This is a genomic window from Streptosporangium becharense, assembly GCF_014204985.1.
GTDB lineage: Bacteria > Actinomycetota > Actinomycetes > Streptosporangiales > Streptosporangiaceae > Streptosporangium > Streptosporangium becharense.
Map to the genome: position 1 here is coordinate 6,235,625 of NZ_JACHMP010000001.1, position 21,198 is coordinate 6,256,822.

At 68.3% G+C, this 21,198-nt stretch carries 13 protein-coding genes and 1 pseudogene; 9 read left to right on the forward strand and 5 right to left on the reverse strand.

Annotated features, from left to right (window positions below; all coding sequences use genetic code 11):
* Positions 1-7 precede the first annotated feature (7 nt).
* Positions 8-1,522 carry a cytochrome ubiquinol oxidase subunit I gene (locus F4562_RS27310; protein WP_184541588.1) on the reverse strand — a complete coding sequence of 505 codons (1,515 nt, stop codon included), beginning with the start codon at positions 1,520-1,522 and terminating at the stop codon, positions 8-10.
* A 593-nt stretch (positions 1,523-2,115) separates the two neighbouring features.
* Here F4562_RS27310 and F4562_RS27315 point away from each other — a divergent pair.
* The gene (locus tag F4562_RS27315) at positions 2,116-2,625 is read left to right on the forward strand and encodes a hypothetical protein (protein WP_184541587.1); all 510 of its coding nucleotides are present in this window, start codon (positions 2,116-2,118) and stop codon (positions 2,623-2,625) included.
* Positions 2,626-2,841: 216 nt separating this feature from the next.
* Here the strand turns inward: F4562_RS27315 and F4562_RS27320 are convergent, their stop codons facing one another.
* Entirely contained in the window at positions 2,842-3,738 is an 897-nt protein-coding gene (locus F4562_RS27320; protein WP_184541586.1) for a polysaccharide deacetylase family protein, read from the reverse strand.
* Between the two features lie 470 nt (positions 3,739-4,208).
* Between F4562_RS27320 and F4562_RS27325 the strand changes: the two genes are divergently transcribed.
* The 5 genes from F4562_RS27325 to F4562_RS27345 all read left to right on the forward strand — a co-directional run bounded on the left by F4562_RS27325 (position 4,209) and on the right by F4562_RS27345 (position 16,247).
* Complete coding sequence (locus F4562_RS27325; protein WP_184541821.1) at positions 4,209-5,267, forward strand: fatty acid desaturase family protein; 1,059 nt, start codon at positions 4,209-4,211, stop codon at positions 5,265-5,267.
* Between the two features lie 342 nt (positions 5,268-5,609).
* A complete protein-coding gene (locus F4562_RS27330) occupies positions 5,610-6,404 on the forward strand; it encodes an SRPBCC domain-containing protein (protein ID WP_184541585.1) in 795 nt (264 codons plus the stop codon).
* Between the two features lie 201 nt (positions 6,405-6,605).
* Positions 6,606-7,505, forward strand: a complete 900-nt coding sequence (locus F4562_RS27335; RefSeq protein WP_184541584.1) for a hypothetical protein — start codon at positions 6,606-6,608, stop codon at positions 7,503-7,505.
* A 956-nt stretch (positions 7,506-8,461) separates the two neighbouring features.
* Positions 8,462-15,742: a LamG-like jellyroll fold domain-containing protein gene (locus F4562_RS27340; protein ID WP_184541583.1), complete on the forward strand. Its 7,281-nt coding sequence runs from the start codon at positions 8,462-8,464 to the stop codon at positions 15,740-15,742.
* Between the two features lie 124 nt (positions 15,743-15,866).
* Complete coding sequence (locus F4562_RS27345) at positions 15,867-16,247, forward strand: hypothetical protein (RefSeq protein ID WP_184541582.1); 381 nt, start codon at positions 15,867-15,869, stop codon at positions 16,245-16,247.
* A 517-nt stretch (positions 16,248-16,764) separates the two neighbouring features.
* Here the strand turns inward: F4562_RS27345 and F4562_RS27350 are convergent.
* Positions 16,765-17,049, reverse strand: coding sequence for a transposase (locus F4562_RS27350; RefSeq protein WP_311733999.1), 285 nt, complete (start codon positions 17,047-17,049; stop codon positions 16,765-16,767).
* Between the two features lie 244 nt (positions 17,050-17,293).
* The gene (locus F4562_RS27355; protein ID WP_184541581.1) at positions 17,294-17,839 is read right to left on the reverse strand and encodes a helix-turn-helix domain-containing protein; all 546 of its coding nucleotides are present in this window, start codon (positions 17,837-17,839) and stop codon (positions 17,294-17,296) included.
* A gap of 50 nt (positions 17,840-17,889) precedes the next feature.
* On the opposite strand from F4562_RS27355, the pseudogene F4562_RS27360 reads away from it, so the two are divergent.
* The 3 genes and pseudogenes from F4562_RS27360 to F4562_RS27370 all read left to right on the forward strand — a co-directional run.
* Positions 17,890-18,996, forward strand: a pseudogene (locus tag F4562_RS27360) (NsdA family TPR-like regulatory protein); the annotation flags it as partial.
* A 181-nt stretch (positions 18,997-19,177) separates the two neighbouring features.
* Positions 19,178-19,768, forward strand: a complete 591-nt coding sequence (locus tag F4562_RS27365) for a GNAT family N-acetyltransferase (protein ID WP_184541579.1) — start codon at positions 19,178-19,180, stop codon at positions 19,766-19,768.
* Positions 19,769-19,947: 179 nt separating this feature from the next.
* The gene (locus F4562_RS27370) at positions 19,948-20,664 is read left to right on the forward strand and encodes a DsbA family oxidoreductase (RefSeq protein ID WP_184541578.1); all 717 of its coding nucleotides are present in this window, start codon (positions 19,948-19,950) and stop codon (positions 20,662-20,664) included.
* A 120-nt stretch (positions 20,665-20,784) separates the two neighbouring features.
* On the opposite strand, the gene F4562_RS27375 is transcribed toward F4562_RS27370, so the two are convergent.
* Positions 20,785-21,120, reverse strand: coding sequence for a helix-turn-helix domain-containing protein (locus F4562_RS27375; protein WP_184541577.1), 336 nt, complete (start codon positions 21,118-21,120; stop codon positions 20,785-20,787).
* Between the last annotated feature and the right edge of the window lie 78 nt (positions 21,121-21,198).

The following is a 21,198-nucleotide window of genomic DNA, read 5'->3' on the forward strand; positions in this document are numbered from 1 at the left end:
CCGCCTCCTAGTACATCAGGGTCGGCTGGAGCCGGGCGTCGTCGTCCCGGCTGTCGCGGGGCGACGGCGGCGACGGGACGGGCACCACGGGGGTGGGCTCGGGGCCCGCCTTGACGTAGCGGACCAGCAGCACGACCTCGGCCAGCGCGAGCGCGCCGTACAGCGCGGTGAAGACCGCCAGGGAGACGGCCACCTCGGTGAGGCTGACCCCGGGGGAGACGCTCGCGGCGGTGAGCAGCTCGCCCTGGACGGTCCACGGCTGCCGTCCGACCTCGCTGAGCAGCCATCCGGCGATCATCGCCAGGGGCGGCAGCGGCAGCGCCGGCAGGCAGATCCGGGCGAACCAGTCCGGGACCTCCCGCGGCGGGCGTGGGTCGCGGCGGCGCCCGCGGGTCAGCCAGAGGCCGAGGACCGACAGGCCCACCGTGGACAGGCCGAAGACGATCATCACGCGGAAGGACCAGAAGACCACCGGCAGGTTCGGCCGGTAGTCGCCGGGGCCGAACTGCTTCTCGAAGCGGGCCTGCAGGTCCTCGGTGCCCTGGATCACCGCGTTCGGGTCGTTGGTGGCCAGGAAGCTGAGCAGCATGGGCACCTCCACCCCCGGGACGGGGGAGAACGGGGCCCCGGCCGTGTCGCGCTCCAGCCCCTCGGCGGCGGCGAGCTTCATCGGCTGCTGCTCGTGCAGCAGCTTGGCCGACAGGTCTCCGGTGCCCGCGACCAGTGCCCCGGCGATCGCCGTCATGAGCAGCGCGGCCCGCATCGGGGTGCGCCAGATGCCCGCGCCGTCGCGCCGTGCCGGGCCGGTGCCCCCGGGGAGGAGCGCACGCGAGGTGGTCCCGCGCGTGCCGTGTGCCTCGTGTGTCCCGTGCGGGGTGGTTTCACCGGGGTGGGCCCGGCGCTCGCGCATGATGTTGTAGCCGCAGACCGCCAGTACGAACCCGCCGGCGACCACGAACGACCCCGCGATCACGTGCGGCACCTGGGCGAGCGCGGTGGAGTTGGTGAGCACCGCCCACAGGTCCGTCATCCGGGCCCGGCCGTCGACCACCTCGTAGCCGACCGGGTGCTTCATCCAGGCGTTGGCGGCGAGGATGAAGTACGCCGACAGGTTGGACCCGATGACCGCGATCCAGATGGTGGCCAGGTGGACGCGCTTGGGCAGCTTGTCCCAGCCGAAGATCCACAGCCCGATGAAGGTCGACTCCAGGAAGAACGCGAGCAGAGCCTCCAGGGCGAGCGGAGCACCGAAGACGTCACCGACGAAGATCGAGTACTCGCTCCAGTTCATCCCGAACTGGAACTCCTGCACGATGCCGGTCACCACGCCCATGGCGAAGTTGATCAGGAAGAGCTTCCCGAAGAACTTGGTGAGCCGCAGGTAGTGCTCCTTGCCGGTGCGGTGCCACGCGGTCTGCAGACCCGCCACGAAGACGCCGAGGCCGATCGTCAGGGGTACGAACAGAAAGTGGTAAACGGTGGTGATCCCGAACTGCCACCGCGCCAGATCCAGTGCGTCCATCTTCCCCTCGCGGCTCTCTAAGCTCTACGTTCTGTAGTGCTACCTCTAGTAGTACTACGACTTGTAGAGCAACGGGGAGGATGGGCGCCGCGGACTACTGCGATCTTTGTCACATGGTCCGGTGCGAGACCGCACTTCTCTACCGGACCAAGATCGTCCCCTTGGGCCCGCGGCGCCTGCTTCCTTCTCCCCTGCGGTACCCGCGAATCTCTCCGCGGCGTCCCCGGTGAGGGAACACGCACCCCGATACCGCCGTGTCCGTGTCCGGTGGTCCGGCGAACCGGTGCTCCGGCGTCCACCTCGGGGTGCATGGCTCCATGGTGGCCGAGGGGGCACCCGGCGGGCGTCCGTCGCATGGGGGATTCACGGGTACGCCGGGCGGTGGACACCGCCGGCCGGGTGGGGGGAGAACCGGTGGTCATCCGAGATATCCGGCCTAACGGGTTTTTACCTCATCTGAGCTGCTCTGTAAGCGATTGGTAAGGAAAGGGGCAAGTAGCAGTAAGGGGGGTTGCAAGCGCGGCGCCTTATCAATGAACCAGCCCCAGGGGGGAGCCGGTACGGAGCCGGTCCGGGGGGCTCAAGGAGAAATCATGATCAAGAGACTGGCCACCGGCCTTCTGGCCACCGCCGCCCTCGGCGCCGTCGTGCTCGCCACGCCGGCCACCGCGTCCGCCGCCGCGACCGCGTCCGCCGCGACCTCCGCGTCCGGTTACGACTACAGCGAGAACTGGGGCGCCTACCACTCCCGCAACTACAAGGCCAAGGCCCGCGGCTGGGTCGGCGTCGACTGGGGCCACCACCAGAAGTGGAACCGGGTCGACGTCAAGGGCAAGCTGTACGACCTCGACCACCGCACGTACGGCCAGGGCGGCAAGTGCGCGTACGTGAAGTTCGAGGCTCACCACTTCGGCGACCACCACGGCAAGTGGTACGACGGCAAGTCCTACAAGTACTGCGGCGCCGGGGGGGCCAAGCACTTCACCTTCAGCAAGCACAAGGTCGACGGCCTCCGCGTCAAGGTCTGCCAGATCGGCCTGCACAGCTCCTACCCGACCAGGTGCGGCGACTGGGAGTACCTGTACACCGCTGAGAGCGAGTGACCCTACGGATGGTTCCGTAGACAGGCGGTGGACACGCTGAACGGCCCGGCCCGGGGGGGGACGGGCCGTTCACGCTGTCCGGGGCGTTCGGCGGGTGGGGCATCGGGGTGTTGGCCGGAGTGCTCGCCGGGTGGGGAGCGGGGGGCGCTCGCCTGGCCGCTCGCCTGACCGCTCGCAGGGAGGAGAGCCGCGGCGCTCGCCGAGGCGGGGAGAGGGTCAGCGCAGCGCGGCCTTCAGGTAGGCGTCGAGGTTGCCGAGCTCGAATCCCCGTCGCTTGATCTTGTTGACGAGGATGCGGAAGTCCCGTGAGAGGTTCGGGCGGAAGTGCAGCAGCAGCACGTCCCCGGGACGGAGCTTCTTGTCGGGCACCTGGTAGGCGATCTTCCCACCCGGCTGCACGGTCGCCGTCCACAGCAGGAGCGCCTCGATGCCGCACGCCTTCGCGGCCTTGCGGGTGAGGCTGTTCTGGTTGCCGAACGGCGGGCGGAACAGGGTCGGCGTCGTCCCGACGCGCCGGCGGATCAGCGTGGAGGTGCCGCAGATCTCGGCCTTCTGCCCCTCGTAACCGAGCAGCGGCAGGTTGGGATGGGTCAGGGTGTGGTTCTCGATCGTCGCACCCGCCTCGCGCAGCTCCCGCACGTAGTCCCACTTACCGGCGCCCAGGAACCTGCCTCCCTGGGCGGTCGGGTCGCTCGCACCTCTGGCCTCCACCGCGTCCCGGGTGACGAAGGCCGCGATGGGGATCCGCCGGTCGCGGACCTGCGCCACGAAACCGGGGTCCTGCTCCCAGCCGTCGTCGATGGTCAGGAAGACGACCTTCCGCTCGGTGGGAATGGAACTGATCACCGGTGGCAGGCCGTCGGCGGGGCGGGGGATCCTCCTCACCTCACCCGCTCGCGGCACCACTCCCGGTGGGCCCGCCGGACCGGTCCGGTCGCCGCGTCCCTTGCCCGAGCCGGAGGCGCCGGCCGAGGCTCCCGGCTTCGCGGCGTCCCCGCCCGGCCCGGGCCCGCCGTCCGGCCCGCTGTCTCCCGCCGCGGCACACCCCGCGCTCACCACCAGCGCTGTGATCGCAGCCGCCGCTCTGGTCGTCCAGGTGATCACCGATGCCATGGGCGACCATCCTGCCACCAACGGCCGGTCCGCCCGACGCGACGATCATCGGCGTGCGGAGGGGTGACAGGGCTGGTGTCAGGGGGGCCGGTGCGCGGAGGGGGGTGGGGCCGGTGCGCGGGGGATGGGGCCGGTGTGCGGAGGCGACGGAGCTGGTGTGCGGAGGGGGGTGGGGCCGGTGCGCGGGGGATGGGGCCGGTGTGCGGAGGCGACGGAGCCGGTGTGCGGAGGCGACGGAGCTGGTGTGCGGAGGGGGGCGGGGCCGGTGGCGGGGGTGACGATCATCGGTGTGCGGAGGTGACGAGGTAGGGGTGGCCCCACCGGGAAACGGGGTGGAGACAGGGGTTCCTCACTACGGCGAACACGAGATCCTGGGAAAGTCAGCTCATCCATCCGGTTCGGATCCAGCGTGCCGGCGGCCTGCCAGGACCCAACGTGATCCACCCCATCCGAGGAGAGTCGTGCCCGACTTGACAGCGACAGCCGCCACCAGTTCCCCCGCAGCAGCCGGGGACGGCCCGCGGGGCAGTGATTTCGCCCGCCTGTCACGCCAGATCACGAAGGCGGGGCTGCTGGAGCGGCGTCCCGGCCACTACATCGTGCGGTCCTCGCTCGTGGTGATCGCCTTCGTCGGCGGCTGGGCGGCCTTCCTCGCCGTCGGCGACTCGTGGTACCAACTGGCGGTCGCCGTCCTCCTCGCCGTGGTGTTCGCCCAGATCGGGCTTCTCGCCCACGACCTGGCCCACCGCCAGGTCTTCCGCTCGCGCCGCCCCAGCGAGATCGCGGGCATGCTGGCGGGCAACCTCGCCATCGGCATGAGCTACGGCTGGTGGATGGACAAGCACACCCGCCACCACGCCAACCCCAACCACGAGGACCACGACCCGGACGTCTCGCCGGACTTCCTGCTCTGGTCGCGTGAGCAGGCCGCGGAGAGCAGCGGGCTGGCCAGGTTCATCGGCCGGCGGCAGGCCTTCCTGTTCTTCCCGCTGCTCACACTGGAGGGGTTCAACCTTCACGTCTCCAGCGTCCGCGCGCTGACCCGCCCAGTGATCAAACACCGCGGGGTGGAGGCGGCGCTGCTGGCCACGCACGCCGTCCTGTATCTGGGGGCCCTGTTCACGGTCCTGTCACCCGGCAAGGCCGTGGCCTTCCTCCTGCTGCACCAGGCGGTCTTCGGCGTCTACCTGGGCTGCACCTTCGCGCCGAACCACAAGGGCATGCCGACGCTGCGGGGCGAGGAGAAGCTCGACTTCCTGCGCCGCCAGGTGCTGACCTCGCGCAACGTACGCGGCGGGAAGGTGCTCGACGTGGTGCTGGGCGGGCTCAACTACCAGATCGAGCACCACCTCTTCCCGAGCATGCCGATGCCGAACCTGCGCCGGGCCCAGCCGATCGTCCGGGCGTACTGCGAGGAACTGGGCGTCGCCTACCTGGAGTCCGGGCTCGTCGACTCCTACGCCCAGGCCCTGCGCCACCTGCACGAGGTCGGCGCCCCCCTGCGTGCCCGAGTCGGCGCCTCCGGCTGATCCGCCCGGCCGGAGGCCCCGGCGGGTCTGGTGGGTCCGGCATGTCGATCGGCCAGGTCTGGTGGGTCCGGCATGTCGATCGGCCGGACGCCCCGGCCGGTCCGGTGGCGTACGGGCGTCGGCGCCTTCGGCCGGGGACGATGTGCCCGGCCGGTCCGGTGCTCTCGGGTGGCCGGTGTCCCCGGCCGGTTGTGCGGTGTTTCCGATGGTGAAAAACCGGTGCTCTCGGGTGGCCGGTGTCCCCGGCCGGTCGACGACGGGCCGCCCTGACAACGGCGGCCCGCCCCGGCGGGCAGATGTTGCTCTTATCCCTCCGCCGGGTGATCGCCTAATGTGCTTGGTGTGAAGCTCGCAGGCAGTGCCGTGCTCGGCATCGACAGAGACCGCGTGTGGTCGGCGCTCCACGACCCGGCCGTGCTCGTACGGACGATCCCGGGGTGCGAACGCCTGGAGGAGACGGGCCCCGACACCTACCGGATGACCGTCACCGCCGGGGTCGCCTCGATCAAGGGCGTCTATCAGGGCGAGGTGTCGCTGGCCGAGCCCGAGGCGCCGCAGCGGTTCGTGCTCAGAGCCCGGGGCCAGGGGGCGCCAGGAACCGTGGACGCCACCGTGGAGGTCCGCCTCAGCGAGGTCGAGGACGGCACCCGCGTCGACTACGACGCCGAGGCGGTGGTCGGCGGCATGATCGGCGGCGTCGGGCAGCGCATGCTCACCTCGGTGGCGAAGAGGACGGCGGGTGAGTTCTTCACCGCCGTGGAGAAGCATCTCGTCTCCGGAGACGTCTCCGGCGGGGCCCTCCCCGGTGAGACTCCTGTTCCCGCCGCTCCCGTTCCCGGCACGCGGACACCCGCGGGGGCCGCGCCGGGCGAACCGGTGACTACCACCGGGCACGCGGCGCCGGGCGGGCCGGAGTACGCCACCCTGGGCGGACCGGCGGCCACCGTGCCCGCCGCGGTCACCGGCCCGGTCGCGACCCGGCCGGCCGGGGCCGCGCAGGTCTTCGAACGCCCCGCCCCGCCGCCCAAGACCGGCGTCCCCCCGTGGTCGCTGCTGGCCGCGTTCGGGATGGGCGCCGGGATCGCGCTCGGCAGCGCAGTGATCGGCTGGCTGCTCGGCCGCACCAGAAGACGCTGACCGGGCCGTCCGGCCGTCCGGGCCGTCCGCAGCGGAGGTGGTCCGGTCGCACCGGAGGCGGTCCGGTCGCCATCTGGCGGGCCGAGGCCGCGCCGGGAGGCGATGGCCGTCCGGCTCTCCCGGTGACCGGCCCTCTCGGTCACCGGCTGTCTCGCTCCACCGGCTCTCGCGCGGGAGGATCTTCCGACGTACGGTGTCGGTATGCGCGAGGCACGTGCCGAAGACGCCCGGACCGAAGCCAGACGACTGATCCATGACCTGCTGGGCGAGGAGCGTCCCGGCGCCGCCCTCCTGCTGCGCGAGGCGTCCGGGACGCTGGGCGCCGACCGCGTCGCCCGCTGCGTCGAGTTCGCCCGCGCCGCCCCCCTCACCCGCAGGTCCACCGAGCTCGCCGCGCTGGCCGGGCTGCTGGTCGGCACCCGCGAGCTGGGGGAGGAGTGGTGGCGCCGCGAGCGCGGCGGCAAGCTGCCCGCGCCGGACGAGGTGCTCCGCGACTCGACCGCGGTCGACCCGTGGACCGACCTGACCGTCCTGGAGATGCTCGCCGCCTGGATCGCCGACGACGTGGCCGACGCGATCTGGGGCCGCCCGTACGCGTTCACCGACCTCAACTCCTGGCAGGCGGAGGACCGGGTCAGGCTGCCCGGCGACGCCGTGCCGGGACAGCGGATCGTGGTCTCCTTCGACGCGGGCGGACGGCTCGACGCGGTCGTCCTGCGCCGCCCGGACGGCGGCCTCGGCTCCAACCTCGACTTCGACTCGCTGCGTTACTCCCGCCCGGCCGAGGCCCAGTGGAGCTGGGGCGTCGCCGCCGGCCTCGGCCCGCACCGCCTGGACGAGCACCCCGACCCGTACGGGCAACCGGTCGACGACCGGGCCGCCGCCGTCCTGCACGCCTGGGCCCTGCGCCACGGCGCCTCCGCCGACCGGGTCGGCCCGGCCTGGCGGACCAGGGGAGACGTGGTCGCCGCCATCGAGCGGATCGACTGGATGTGGCGCAGCGGCGAGTGGTTCGCCTGGTGGCGCGCGGTGTCGGCGCTGGTCGACGACGAACCGGAGCAACTGGCCATCCGCCTGGAGGAGATCGCCGCCGGGGCCTGACCGGGTTCGGTCAGTGCGACCACCGGGTCTCGGCCGCCTCCGGTCGTCCAGCTGTCGGCTTGTCAGCGTGTCCGGCTGTCGGCTTTCCGGTGAGGAGCGCCGGTGGGGACTGCCTGCGTGAGGCGGGTGCCACAGGGTGTCCGCCCTGAGTTTCCTGGGACCGCTCGGCGATCCGGCCGTGCTCTTTCCATCACGTTTCAGCATCGTCGTGCGCCGGAGGGAGCGGTGCCTCCCGCACTTCATCGGTTGACGACCGAAAAGCCCTTATCGGTTCCGTATGCCACGCGTGAACATCTCCTGTGCCCTGCGGCCTGGGATTCCTCAGAAGAGTGAAGAAATGAAACGACGAATGAAAGCTGTGGGTGATCACATGTTTTCACTCGGTGACGGTCGGCTTGAGGGATTCGGTAACCCAAAGAATCTGGGCGTGTACACGCACAGTAGGTCGATTTTCTAAACCTGTCTTAAGTGTTCTTTATTTCTCCCTTATGTAGATCTTGCGGCATTAGATGATCTATGGGTAATTTCTGATCGTTTGTTTGCGCTGATGTGCTCCGCACCGTCGATCCCCGCCCCGGCTGGGCTCTTCAACGGACTGGGGTGATGCGGGAGCCCTTGGCTTCCGCATGGACGTGGTCGGAGGTTGACGGCGTATGCGCCGGTTATTGTCGTGGGCTCGTTCGTCTCGTTCCTTGACCGGTATGAGCATCGCCACCCTGGCAGTGCTGATTCCCGGTCTTCTGGGTCTGCCGGCTGGAGCAGCGGTGGCTGAGGCGAATACCGCCGCCCCTGTTACCGCCGCCTGGAACGGGTCGACCCCGGTGCAATTGACCGGAACGGCGGCTGGTCTTCCCTCACTTGTGGAAACGAAGCAGACATCGACGGCGGTGCAGGAGAAATCCTCGTCTCCCGACGTCGATCCGCCGAAGAAGGCGCTGCCACTCGAGGGCCGGTTCGTGAAGAATCCGACGCCCGCCAAAACAACGGCCCCCTCCTCGTCGAAGAAGAAAAAGCAGGAGCAGGCCAGGACGTCGGCCCAGGCACTGGCGACGGCCCCGTGCGGGGGCGTTTCACCGTGGCAGGCGAACTATTCCGTCAAGAAGGGCGACCGCCTCGCCTCGGCCGGCCGGATCTGGGAGGCGCTGCAGGACATCGCGGGATGGGCCAACACGACGCCGCCGGAGAATGACTTCTCGTGGGTGTGGGCGGATCGGGGAGCGTGTCCGCCGCCGCCGGCCCCGACGGTCACCTCTCTCAGCCCCGCCGACAAGGCGCTGGTGATGACGTTGCAGCCGACGCTGTCCGCGACGGCGACGTCGTGGCCCGGTGGCGTCGTCGGCTTCGATTTCGAAGTCTGTGACTCACCGTCCATGTCGGGCAACTGTGAGAGCTTCGACGACTGTTGCGGACTGTCCGGCCGGTGGACTCTCCCGGAGGGCCTGCTGACCTGGGGCAGGGAGTACTGGTGGCGGGTGTACGCCAGCGACGCCTCCACGATCGGCGGGCAGGGGGCGTACTCGTCGACGCGTTCCTTCACCGTCGGAGTGCGTCAGCCCACGATCACCTCGAACCTGTCGGCCCGGGGGGTCGACGGCCAGGAGTTCCACCAGGCCACCGGTAACTACACGACCGCCTTCACCGACGCCGTGGTCAAATCCGCAGGGTTGCCCCTGTCGGTGGTGCGCTCCTACAACAGCATGGACCCGCGACGGGACGGTGTGTTCGGCGCGGGCTGGTCGACCCGCTTCGACATGCGCATTGTCCCGGAGAGTATCCGGGGCTTCGAGGCGCTCCTGGTGACCTACCCGGACGGGCACACGGTGCGCTTCGCCGACAAGAAGGACGGCACCTTCCAACCACCGCCGGGCATGTACGCCACGCTGGCCAAGATCGACGGCGGTGGCTGGCGACTGATGGACAAGTCGTCCACGTCGTACGTCTTCGACGCGCAGGGACGGCTGCTGAAGGCGACCGACAGCCGCGGCCGCAGCCAGGAGCTGACCTACGGGACCGACGGCAAGCTGAGCGAGGTCACCGGGAGCGGAGGCAGGTCCCTCTCGTTCACCTGGACCGGCGCGCACGTCACCAGCGTGTCCACCGACGCGGTGGACGGAACTCCGCTGACCTGGACCTACACCTACACCGGTGACCGCCTGACCAAGGTCTGCGCGCCGGCGACCGCGTGCACCATCTACGAGTACGGCGCCGGGTCGCTGTACCGCAGCGCGGTCCAGGACGCCGACCCGTTCGGCTACTGGCGGCTGGGTGACGCCTCCGGCAGCAGCACCGCCGACCTGGGCTGGGGCGCCGGTTCGGCCTCCTACTCCGGTGCGACCCTGGGCCGCCCGGGAGCGCTGGCCGGCAGCACCGACACCGCGGTCGAACTGAGCGCCTCCGGCAAGATCGAACTGCCCGCGAGCCTCATACCGCGCCTGTACCAGCAGGGATCGCTGGAACTGTGGTTCAAGAGCACCGGGACGGGCCGGATCGTCTCGGCGGGGCAGTGGAGCAGCACTTTGGACCAGGTCCTGCAGGTGGGCGCCGACGGCAAGCTCCGCGCCTCCCTGCGGCCGACCACGTCGCCCATCGTCTCGCCCGCCGCGGTGAACGACGGCGCGTGGCACCACGTGGCCTTCACCATCGCCGGAGACAAGCAGACCCTGTACCTGGACGGTGCTCCCGTCGGAACGCTCACCCAGCCGGTGCAGAAGGACGTGCGGGACACCACCCAGATCGGCGGCGGCCTGGCGGGAGTCTACGACGAACTGGCGGTCTACGACCGGCCGCTGACCCAGGCCGAGGTGGCGGCGCACTTCGCCGCCCGGGTCGAGGCCCCGAACAAGCTGACGAAGGTCACACTCCCGTCCAGTCGGGTATGGGCCGTCAACGTCTACGACCCGGCGACCGAACGACTCAAGACGCACACCGACGCGCACGGCGGCACATGGCAGATCGGCGCTCCCGTCTACGACCGCGCGACCGGGAAGTCCACGGTCACCGTCACGGACCCGCGCAACGAGAAACTGACGTCCGTCTACGACGCGTGGCGTGGCTACCGTCTGGTCAGCCAGAGCGACCAGCTCCTCAAGGTCACCACGTACGAGTACGACACCGGTGGCTTCCTCGGCAAGATCACCGACCCGAACGGGGTCGTGACGGAGCGCTTCCACGACAAACGCGGCAACCTCCTCGGGACGCGGCGGTGCCGGACGTCGAGCAGCTGCCAGCTCGACCACCACGAGTACTACCTGAACAAGGACAACCAGTTCGACCCCCGCAACGACCGGCCGATCGCCTCACGGGACGCGCGTTCGTCCAGCGCCACTGACAACACCTACGCGACCAAGTGGGAGTACAGCCAGCACGGGGAGACGCTCAAGGAGACCACCCCGGCCACTTCAGACTTCCCCAGCGGCCGGTCGACGACCTACACCTACACCGACGGCACCGAGGCGGCGGTCGGCGGCGGGACCGTCCCGGCCGGGCTGGTGAAATCGCAGAAGGACCCCAGGAACAACGAGACCACCTACCGGCACACCGCGGCCGGGGACGTGGCCGAGCAGACCAGCCCGTCCGGGCTGAAGACCACGTTTACCCATGACGCGGTGGGCCGGGTGATCTCCAGCACGCAGATCTCCGAGGCCCACCCCGACGGGGTCACCACCACCGTCACCTACAACGGCCTCGGCCAGGTGCTCACCCAGACGGCGCCGGGGGTGAAGAACGAGGTCACCGGTGTCACCCACACCGCCAAGACCACCTTCACCTACGACCCGGACGGCAACAGGCTCACCGAGACCCTCACCGACCTGACCGGCGGCGACCCCGAGCGCAAAACCGTCTACACCTACGACACCCACGGCCGGGCCGAGACGGTCACCGACCCGGAGAACGGGGTGACCAAAACCGTCTGGGACCACACCGGCGCCCGCGCGTCCACGACCGACCCGATGGGCACTGTCCTCACCTACGCCTACACCAAGCGCGGCGAGCCGTACACCACGACGCTGAAGAACTGGACCGGCAGCCCGGTCGCCCCGGAGCCCGCGAAGGACGTGGTGCTGGAGTCCAACGCCTACGACCCCGGTGGGCGCCTGGCCGGCAAGGTCGACGCGCTGGGCCGCACGACCTCCTACACCTACTTCGCCGACAACCGGCTGTCGCAGGTGACCGCCAAGGGCGCCCGCCTCAACGGCTCGACCACCCCGGCCGACGTGGTGCTGCAGGACAACCTCTACGACGCGGCGGGCAACCCGACCAAGCAGGTCACCGGCGGCGACAAGAAGGTCACCGTCGAGCACGTCTACGACGCCGCCGGCCGCCTGACGTCCAGCACGTTCGACCCGGCCGCGCTCAAGCGCAAGACCGCTTTCGAGTACGACGCGGCCGGCAACGTCACCAAGAAGACCTTCACCGGCGCAAGCGGCACCCGCACCGAGTCCACGGTCTACGCCTACAACGCGCTGAACCTGCCGACCCGCCAAACCGTGGAGAACGGTGATGACGACCTGGTCACCACCAGCGTCTACGACGACCGGGGTTTGGTCACCGCGACCACCGACCCGCGAGGCAACGCCTCCGGTGCCACCGCCGCCGACTTCACCACCACCATGCGCTACGACGTCGCCGGCCGGCTGGTGGAGACCAAGGCCCCCCAGGTGACAATCGAGAAGAACGGGTCCGCCGCCGACGGCCGGCCCACGATGAAGCATGGTTACGACACCGCCGGGCTGGCGACTCACACGGTCGACGCCGAGGGCCGCACGGTCGTCTCGACGTTCGACAAGGCCGGGCGGCTGACCGCGACCACCTCCCCCGCCTACACCCCGCCGGGCGGCAGCGCGGTCACCCCCAAGGTCAGCTTCGGCTACGACAAGGCCGGCCGGCAGACCACGGTCACCGACCCGCGCAACCACGTCACCACCACCGAGTACGACGCGCTGGGCCGCCCGGTCCGGGTCACCGAACCGGGCCCGTCCGGGCCGGGCGGCATCTGGGTATCGGAGTACGACCTGCTGGGCGAGCAGCGCGCGGTCGTCGACCCCACCGGCGCCCGCACCGAGGCGACCTACGACGACCTGGGCCGGAAGGTCACCTCCACGGTGATCGAGCGCAAGCCCACCACCGCGGCGCTCATCACCAAACTGAGCTACGACCAGGCGGGCAACCTCACCAAGAGCGTCGACCCGGCCAACAAGGAAACCGGCTACACGGTCAACGCCGCCGGGCAGGTCACCGCCGTCACCGATCCCAACCTCAACGCCTCCTCCGTCGCCTACGACCTGCTCGGCCGGCAGACCAAACTGACCGACGCCGAGGGCAACGCCACCGAGATCGAATACGACCTGGCCGGCCGTAAGATCGGCGTCACGGACCGCGCCAAAGCCGGCACGGTCGTGCGCACCCTCGGCTTCGGCTACGACCCGGCCGGCAACCCCACCAGCTCCACCTCCGGCGAGGGGCACGTCACCCGGCGGACGTTCGACGCCGCCGGCCGGTTGACCTCGCTGATCGAACCGGTCGCCGCCGACAAGACGATCACCACCACGTTCGGCTACGACGCCAGCGGCGCGCGCACCCGCCTCACCGACGGCCGCGGCAACGCCACCTGGACCACCTACAACACCCTCGGCCTGGTCGAGACGGTCGTCGAACCCTCCACCACCGCCCACCCGAATGTGGCCGACCGCACCTGGACGGCCGTCTACGACGCCGCCGGCAACGCGGTGGCCACCCTGCAACCCGGCGGGGTCCGCATCGACCGCGTCTTCGACCCCGCGGGCCGGGTCACCAAGGAGACCGGCACCGGAACCTCGGTCGCCACCCCGGAGCGGAATGTCACCTACGACGCCGCGGGCCGGATGACCGCGATCGGCGACTACACCCTGGACTACAACGACCGCAGCCTGCTGACCAAGGTCTCCAAGGCCACCAACCAGGTCGCCACCTACGCCTACGACACCCGGGGCAACCCCACCCAGCGCGTGGATCCCACCGGCACCGCCACCTACACCTGGGACAACGCCGGCCGGTTGCAGACCGCCGGCGACCCGGTGACCGGCCGCACCTGGACCTACGGCTACGACAAGGCCGACCGGCTGACCAGCAAGACCTCGGCCAACCCGGTGAACACCCAGTCCTACGGCTACGACGCGGTGGACCGGCTGACCTCCCACACCGTGAAGAGCAGCTCCGGCGCCGAACTGTCGAAGATCACCTATGGGTGGGACAAGGACGACAACCTCACCACCAAGACCACCACCGGCACCGCCGGCGCCGGGGCCAACACCTACGGCTACGACCACGCCGGGCGCCTGACCTCCTGGACCGCCCCCGGCGGCGCCATCACCGCCTACGAATGGGACGCCTCCGGCAACCGCACCAAGTCCGGGAATGCGACGTTCGTCTACGACGAGCGCAACCGGCTGCTCTCCGGCGACGGGACCGACTACAGCTACACCCCCCGCGGCACCCTCGCCACCGAGACCAAGGCCGGCACCACCCGCACCCTGGTCTTCGACGCCTTCGACCGGCTCATCACCGACGGCGAGACCGCCTACGGCTACGATGCGCTGGGCCGGATGACCTCCCGCACCAAGGGAGCCGACCAGCAGCGGTTCGTCTACTCCGGCCTGACCAACGACATCGCCACCATCACCGACTCCACCGGCGCCGTCCAGGCCAAGTACGGCCGCGACCCGTCCGGCGGCCTGCTCAGCCTGCAGGAGGGCACCGGGCCGGCGCTGGCCACGATGACCGACCTGCACGGTGACGTGGTCGCCACCTTCTCCGGCACCGCCCTGGTCGACTCGACCGCCTACGACCCGTTCGGCCAGGTCACCCACCGCTCCGGCACCCGGCGCGCATTGGGCTATCAGGGCGAGTACACCGACCCGGACACCGGCAAGGTCAACATGCACGCCCGCTGGTACCAGCCAGGCACCGGTGCCTTTACCTCCCGCGACACCGCCACCCTCAACCCTGACCCGTCGGTCCAGGCCAACCGTTACACCTACGGGAACGCCGGCCCGCTCACTGGCGCCGACCCCACCGGGCACAGCACGGTGATCAACACCGGCGGCTCCCAGACCGGCGCGAGCGGGGGCACAGGCTGGCAGTCGTATGACTGGACCGGCTCCATGGCGTCGCGGAGTTCGAGCTGGGACTGGACCCCGCCGGAGGTCGTCCCGGGCCAGCCGTACGACGCATGGGGGGGCTACGTCTCAGATCTAGTGTTCAACGGGACGAGCGACGCGGACCGCGAATGGTATAACGAATATTTCGGAGAGTGGACGAGGTTCCCGTTGTTCGACCGTGACGAAGCCATCAGGATCGGAGTCATGGAAAACGGCAGGGAGATTGACCAAGTAAATTACTGGGAAGCATCTGAAAAAGAACGAATGGCCTATGTTAGGCGCTGGAGTCCAGAACTCGGCGCGACTGAATTGGCTGGGATATGGGCAATGTCCGGAGGGCTAAATAGCCTAGACCCAAAAAGAGTGAAGGTTAAAGCGGACGGTTCTGCGACCTACTTTGCATCCTATTCAAAAAAGCCGGTAAAATTCCCAAATTACGGTCTTTATTATAATGTCCTCAAATATTGGAGGGACATCAACGATGCCGCGGTTGAGTTTAAAATTAACAGAGATGTTCTTTTGGCCGTAATTATCTATGAAAGTATCTGGCACAAGAATCAGGAAAAGTCGCATAAAAATGATAAGGCTTCACTTCTTTTTGAAAAAGAAGGTGCGTCTCTTGGTATAGTTCAGTTAGAGGTGTATAAAGCGCGAGCGATGCTGATTAAGAATTACTCGCACGAGAGGGACTGGGGTAAAGCGTCCACTGGTGATATTGCTGACATCCTAATGGATGAAAAACATAGGCGTAGGTCTATTTTCCTGGCTGCCGCATGGATGGAGCATCTAAAGGAGAACGTATGGTATGTCTTGCCAAGTGGTCATGTGCACCGCATTAATGATAGGGAGGCTGCTGTCGCTTACTGTGGGTGTTCCGGGGTATGGATAAAGAACGGAAAATTTGAAATGAGACAGTATCAGAAGTGGAAGGAGACGGGCGTCCTTGATAATAAGAACGGGGAAACAGCAAAAAAGCGTGAGCGGTTTCTAGAAAACGTATTGCTAGCCGGGGTTCCTGAAGAATTCTGGGCCTGTGCAAATTATGCTCTCTCACCGGGCGTGGGTGGGTACAAGCGCTGCAGGACCGCGCGTGTACCATAAGTTGTGGTGCCTGGAAACGACTTTGGTTGGAGTTGGAGCTTTGCGACCACTCAGTCATGCCCTCAAAATTTTCGTGACTCTCTTTGGTTTCTCTTTCTTTGTCGCGGGATGTGGACTTTTTCCTGTGATACGGCAAGCCGATCCCGCTGCCGTCAATGATGTGCGTAAAATTGGTGAAGTATTAGGAGAGGCAACTAGCGAGGGCACTTGGGAGAGGGTGACTGAAGTTGAGAATATTCTTGTAATAGATGTTGGAGGTGATAACAGTAAGGAGGCGCTCGGAAAGGCTAAACATCTTCTAGGTAAGAGGGGGTGGAGGGAAATTTCACAGAGGTCTCCAAAGTGGTTAATAATGGAGTCAACCGTATGGAAAGATGTGCACTTAAGTATCAATGAATTTGATCCAATTAAAGTCGAGACGTATCCGGAAGAGATAGGGAGGGCAATTGAGAGGGGGAAGGTTGAGTCGGAATCGCTTATTTTTGTTCATGTCTATCAGGTCTAACAATGGCGTGGATCTTCTTGTATTTATGGAATTCCGCTGCTGTCCACTATGTCTAGCCTCGATGTTTTACGATCTTCATGTAGCTGGCTGAAGCATTCGGCTATGGTTTGTTTTTGTAATCTAGTCAGCGCAATCAACCGGATGTCGCGCTGGGCGGGCGAGGTTCCACTCAGGGTCCCAGCGAGGTGATGTTTTGAGTGGATTCGTCTGCGGATCTACGGCCCTGTAGGTCAGGAAACATTAAACAGCTGCATACGGAAAGGCGTGGCTTCCCGGGATCGGAGATGTCTAAAGCCGCCTTACCTGAAGAGGAACCGTGCCCATTACGCCATCATTGCTGGTGAGCGCGCGGCTTGGGGAAACACAAGGGGATTCACCAGCCCGGCTGGTCCTGATAGAACACTTCGCGCGGGTTTGCGACCCGCGTTCACCATGGGGACGGCTGCACGGCCTGACCTCGGTACTGGCACTGATGGCGTGCGCGACCGTGGTTGCAGCTGAGTTTGAAAGGCTGAGGTTACGGCGGTTTGAGGATGAGGCCGGTCTGGGCGATGAAGCCGTCGAGCAGCACGGGACGATACTGCCTCCGTTTGAGTTTGGTCTTGATCAGCATGGTGAGCTGGTCGGTGTCATGGGGAGCGAGGTTGGCCAAGCCGCGTTTGAGGACCGACCACACCCCTTCGGCAGGGTTCAGCTCCGGGGCGTAGGCGGGCAGCTGGAAGACCGTCAGCCAAGGGCGGGCCTCGATCGCGGTGCGCATCGCCCGTGACAGGCGCCGGCGGTCGTTGTCCCACACCAGCACGAGCGGCGCGCCACCGAGCCGGGCATGAGCGGCATCCAGCAGCGCCGTGAACCGCGCAGGGCTGAAGCCCTTGACCCCACACCCGGCTGCCCACGCCGGATCAGGACCCGATACATCAGCCGGGCACGCTCACCCGGCTTGACGCACACCAGCCCGGCCAGCGCCACCCGCCCGTACCCCTTGCCGGTCACCGTCACCACCGCAGTGCGGCCGCGCGGCGCCCAGGTGGTCGCCCGGGGCGGCCTCAGACTCTGCCCGGCCTCGTCTTCCCAGCACAGCCAGGCGCCCAGGTCGAGCGCCGCCTTTTTACCACCGGCCATTCCTCGGTGATCCACGACTCGATCACCCCCTCGCCGCGCTCAACGGCCCGCCGCACGGGAATCTGCGGACTCCAGCCGAGGCGGTGCAGCAGATACGACACCCCGCGCAGGGTGTAGCGGACGCGGAACAAGACCGCGATCAGGTCGGCGACCCGGGCCGGCGTCCAGCGCTGGTCCTCGAGGTATCCGTGCGCGGCCGGACCGCGCTCCAACTCGGCCCGCAGCCGCTGCAGGCGCCGCTCGTCCAACCGGCACTTCTCCCCGCCCGGCCCCTTGGAGGCCAGCGCCTCCGGTCCGCCGGCCTGCCAGGCGCGGTACCAGCGGTTGGCCGACATCCGGCTCACCCGAAACCGCCGCGCCACCTCCGGCGCCGACACTCCTTGCGCGAACAGGTCCGCGGCCGCGAAACGCAACTGCTCCCGCCGGACGCGTTCTGCGGCGGTCAGCCCGCCGCCCTCGGCATACCTCATACCTCCGGGATAACCGATCGCCGTAAGCCACCGCCCGGCGCCTCCGCCGTAACACCGGTCTTTCAGGCTCAGAGGCGTTGGGTGCGCATGTTGCGGCAACGGACAGGGAATCCCTCTTACCGGACAATGTGGAAGATATGAAACGTAGAAGCGTTCTAGGAATCATCGCGGCGGCATCTGTGGGGTCGGCCGCGTTGGAGCCGATCGCCCGGCTTCTGGACGGTCTGAACGGCGAAGATCCGGCCCGTGTCGGTCTCGCCGAAGTCCAGGCGGTCGAAGCCGCCGCCGACCTCTACACCCGGATGGACCTGGCCCACGGCGGCATCATGGCGGCGGCGATGGCCCGCGGCTCCCTCAGCTGGGCCGTCGAGCTGCTGGAGCGGCCGATGATCCCGCAGGTTCGCGAACGCCTGTCGTCGGCCATCGGGCTGCTGGCCGACCGCCTCGGCTGGGCGGTCTACGACGCGGGTGACACCGCCAACGCCACCAGGGTGCTCACCCTGGCTCTGGACAACTCCGCGCGCGGCGCCGACAGGGACCTGCGTGCCCACGTCATGCTCGACCTGTCCACCGTCGTCACCGACGCGGGCCGCCCCTCGGAAGGCGTGGAGATCCTCCGGCTGGCGCTGGGTGATGAGCGGATCAGCTTCACGGAGCGTGCCAACCTGCACGCCGTCGCCGCCCGGCACTGCGCCGCGGCCCACGACCGGCAGGCGGGGCTGCGACATGTGGAGCTCGCCGAGGAGGCGCTGAACAGACCGCGACCGGCGTCCTCCCCGGAATGGGCCCGGCGCATCACGGTCTCTCCCGGGCACCACGACAGTGCCCTGGGCCTGGCGCTGTTCGCCCTCGACGAGGACACCCGGGCACGGGAACGCCTGTCGTCGGCTCTGGCCAGGCTTGAGGGCGGCCGGACGCGAACCGGGTTGCGTTGCCGTACGCGCCTCGCCGTCCTGCACATGCGCGCCGGGGACCGGGAGGCCGGTGAACGCGAGGCGCGCCGGGCCGTGCGGGACGCGGCGGGTGTCCGTTCCCGGCGCGTGTCCGATGACCTCCGGATGATGGTGGCCGGTGCCCGCACGCACGGCCTGGGCGGTCTGGCGGACGAGTTGGCTCACAGCATGGAGCGGGAGGAGAACGCCTCGGCCGACGCGTGAGCTGCACCCCCGTCTCCGCCTTCGCCGGCCCAGGAGCCGCGTCGGCGGGGATCGCGTCGTTCCCGAGCGGGAGGTCCGGCGACGCGCATCGGAAAACGCTCGACGCCGGTATCCGAGAGACAGGTCGTCGTCCACGGTGATCTCGTTGCCCTCCTCAGGAGGCACCGGCGAGGATGTGCCGATGCGGGTATTCCTGGAGACCGACCGGCTCGTGCTGCGCCGGGTGACGGAAGACGACCTGGACGATCTCGTCGCGCTGGACGGCGACCCCGAGGTGATGCGGTATCTCACCGGTGGCAGGCCGACGCCCCGTGAGGTGGTGCGTGACGAGGTCATCCCACGGTGGACGGCCTTCTACGAGCGCTACGACGGTTACGGCTACTGGGTGGCGGTGGAGAAGGCGACCGGGGGGTTCCTCGGCTGGTTCCTCTTCCGGCCCAACCCGGTGGGAACGCGTGCCGACGGCACCGTTCGCGAGGGGATCGAGCTGGGCTACCGGCTGCGCCGTTCGGCCTGGGGCAGGGGATACGCCACCGAGGGGTCGCGGGCGCTGATCCGCAAGGGGTTCACGGGGGCGGGCGTGGAGCGGGTGTACGCCGAGACGATGACGGTCAACGCCGCCTCCCGGCGGGTGATGGAGAAGGCCGGTCTGCGGTACGTCCGCACCTTCCACGACGACTTCCCGGAGCCGATCCCGGGTGACGAGCACGGCGAGGTGGAGTACGCGCTGACGAAGGCCGAATGGGAGGCCGCTGCCCTTCCGCCCGCATGACGCGTCCGCGCACCCGCACCCGCACCCGTGTCCGCGCTCATGCACCCGTGTCCGCACACCCGCACTCGGTCCGCGTCCGTGTACCCGCACCCGCACCCGCATACCCGCATCGGCACCCGCGCTCGCGAAAAGGGCGGTCCCGCGGAATCAGCCGGTCCCGGAGCCGGTTGCAGCGTGACGTGAAGGTTGAAATCTACTCAGACGTCGTCTGCCCCTGGTGCTACATCGGGCACACCCGCTTCGCCCGCGCCGTGGAGCGCTACCGGGCCAAGGGCGGTGAGGTGGAGGTCGAGTTCCGGCCGTTCCAGCTCGCGCCGGACGCGGAGTCGAACGGGGAGCTCACCCGCGACTGGGCGGCCGGGAAGTTCGGCGGGGCCGAGCGGGCGGCGCAGATGTTCGCCAGGGTGAGCGGGGCCGCGGCGGAGGACGGGCTGGCGCTCGACTTCGACCACGCGATCCAGGCCAACACCTTCGACGCGCACCGGCTCATCCAGCTCGCGGTGGAGCAGGGCAAGGGGGAGGAGGCGTTGTACGGGCTGTTTCGTGCGCACTTCACCGACGGGCTCGACATCGGTTCGCGTGAGGTCCTGGCCGGGCTCGCCGACCGGATCGGGGTGAAGGCCGACCTCGACGGGGAGGACGGCGCTGCCGCGGTGCGGGAGGAACTGGCGCGCGGGCGGGCGCTCGGGGTCTCCGCGGTGCCGCTGTTCCTGTTCGAGGGCCAGTTCGCCGTCTCCGGTGCCCAGCCGGAGGACACCCTACTCGCGGCGCTGGAGGAGGTCGCCGAGCGTACCGGGCAGTCCCCGGCCGCCCGGGCGGTCAAGGCCGCGACGGAGGCACGAGACGTGCGGGACGGAGCGGACGTCTGTGATGACGAGGGGTACTGCGCGGTTTGACGGCTTTGGCCGGCTGACGGCATTCGATCGCCGGTCGCATCAGGCGGATCGCCGGAGTCGCACCTGGGAGGGTGGCGGACTCCGGTCGATCCTGTTCCGGGAGTGGCCCACAGGATTGCTCTATGCGGCGTGGGTGTCGGTACCGCGCAGGATGTAGAGATCGTCGCCGAAGACGGCCGACACCTGAATCTGGCCACCCAGAGCTTGGACGTAGCGGGCGACGGCCTCGATGGTGGACACCTCGCCGCGTTCGATCTGGGACACACGGCTTTTGGTGACGCCCATGAGCTCAGCCAGGTCTGTCTGCGACAGGCCGCGTTCCTTACGTCGTTCGGCGAGTCGGTGACCGTCGATGTAGGCCTGGTTGCGGCGACGGGCCTCGGCGACGGCCTCCTCGCCGCCGGAGCGGTCGACGATGTCAGCGCGGATGTCCGACCACTTGGGGAAATTCGTCATCAGCCCGTCTCCTCGGCGGTGGTTGCAGCGGGTGGGACTGGCTGGCGATGGTAGGTGTCGGCTTCCCGGTGTGGGCGC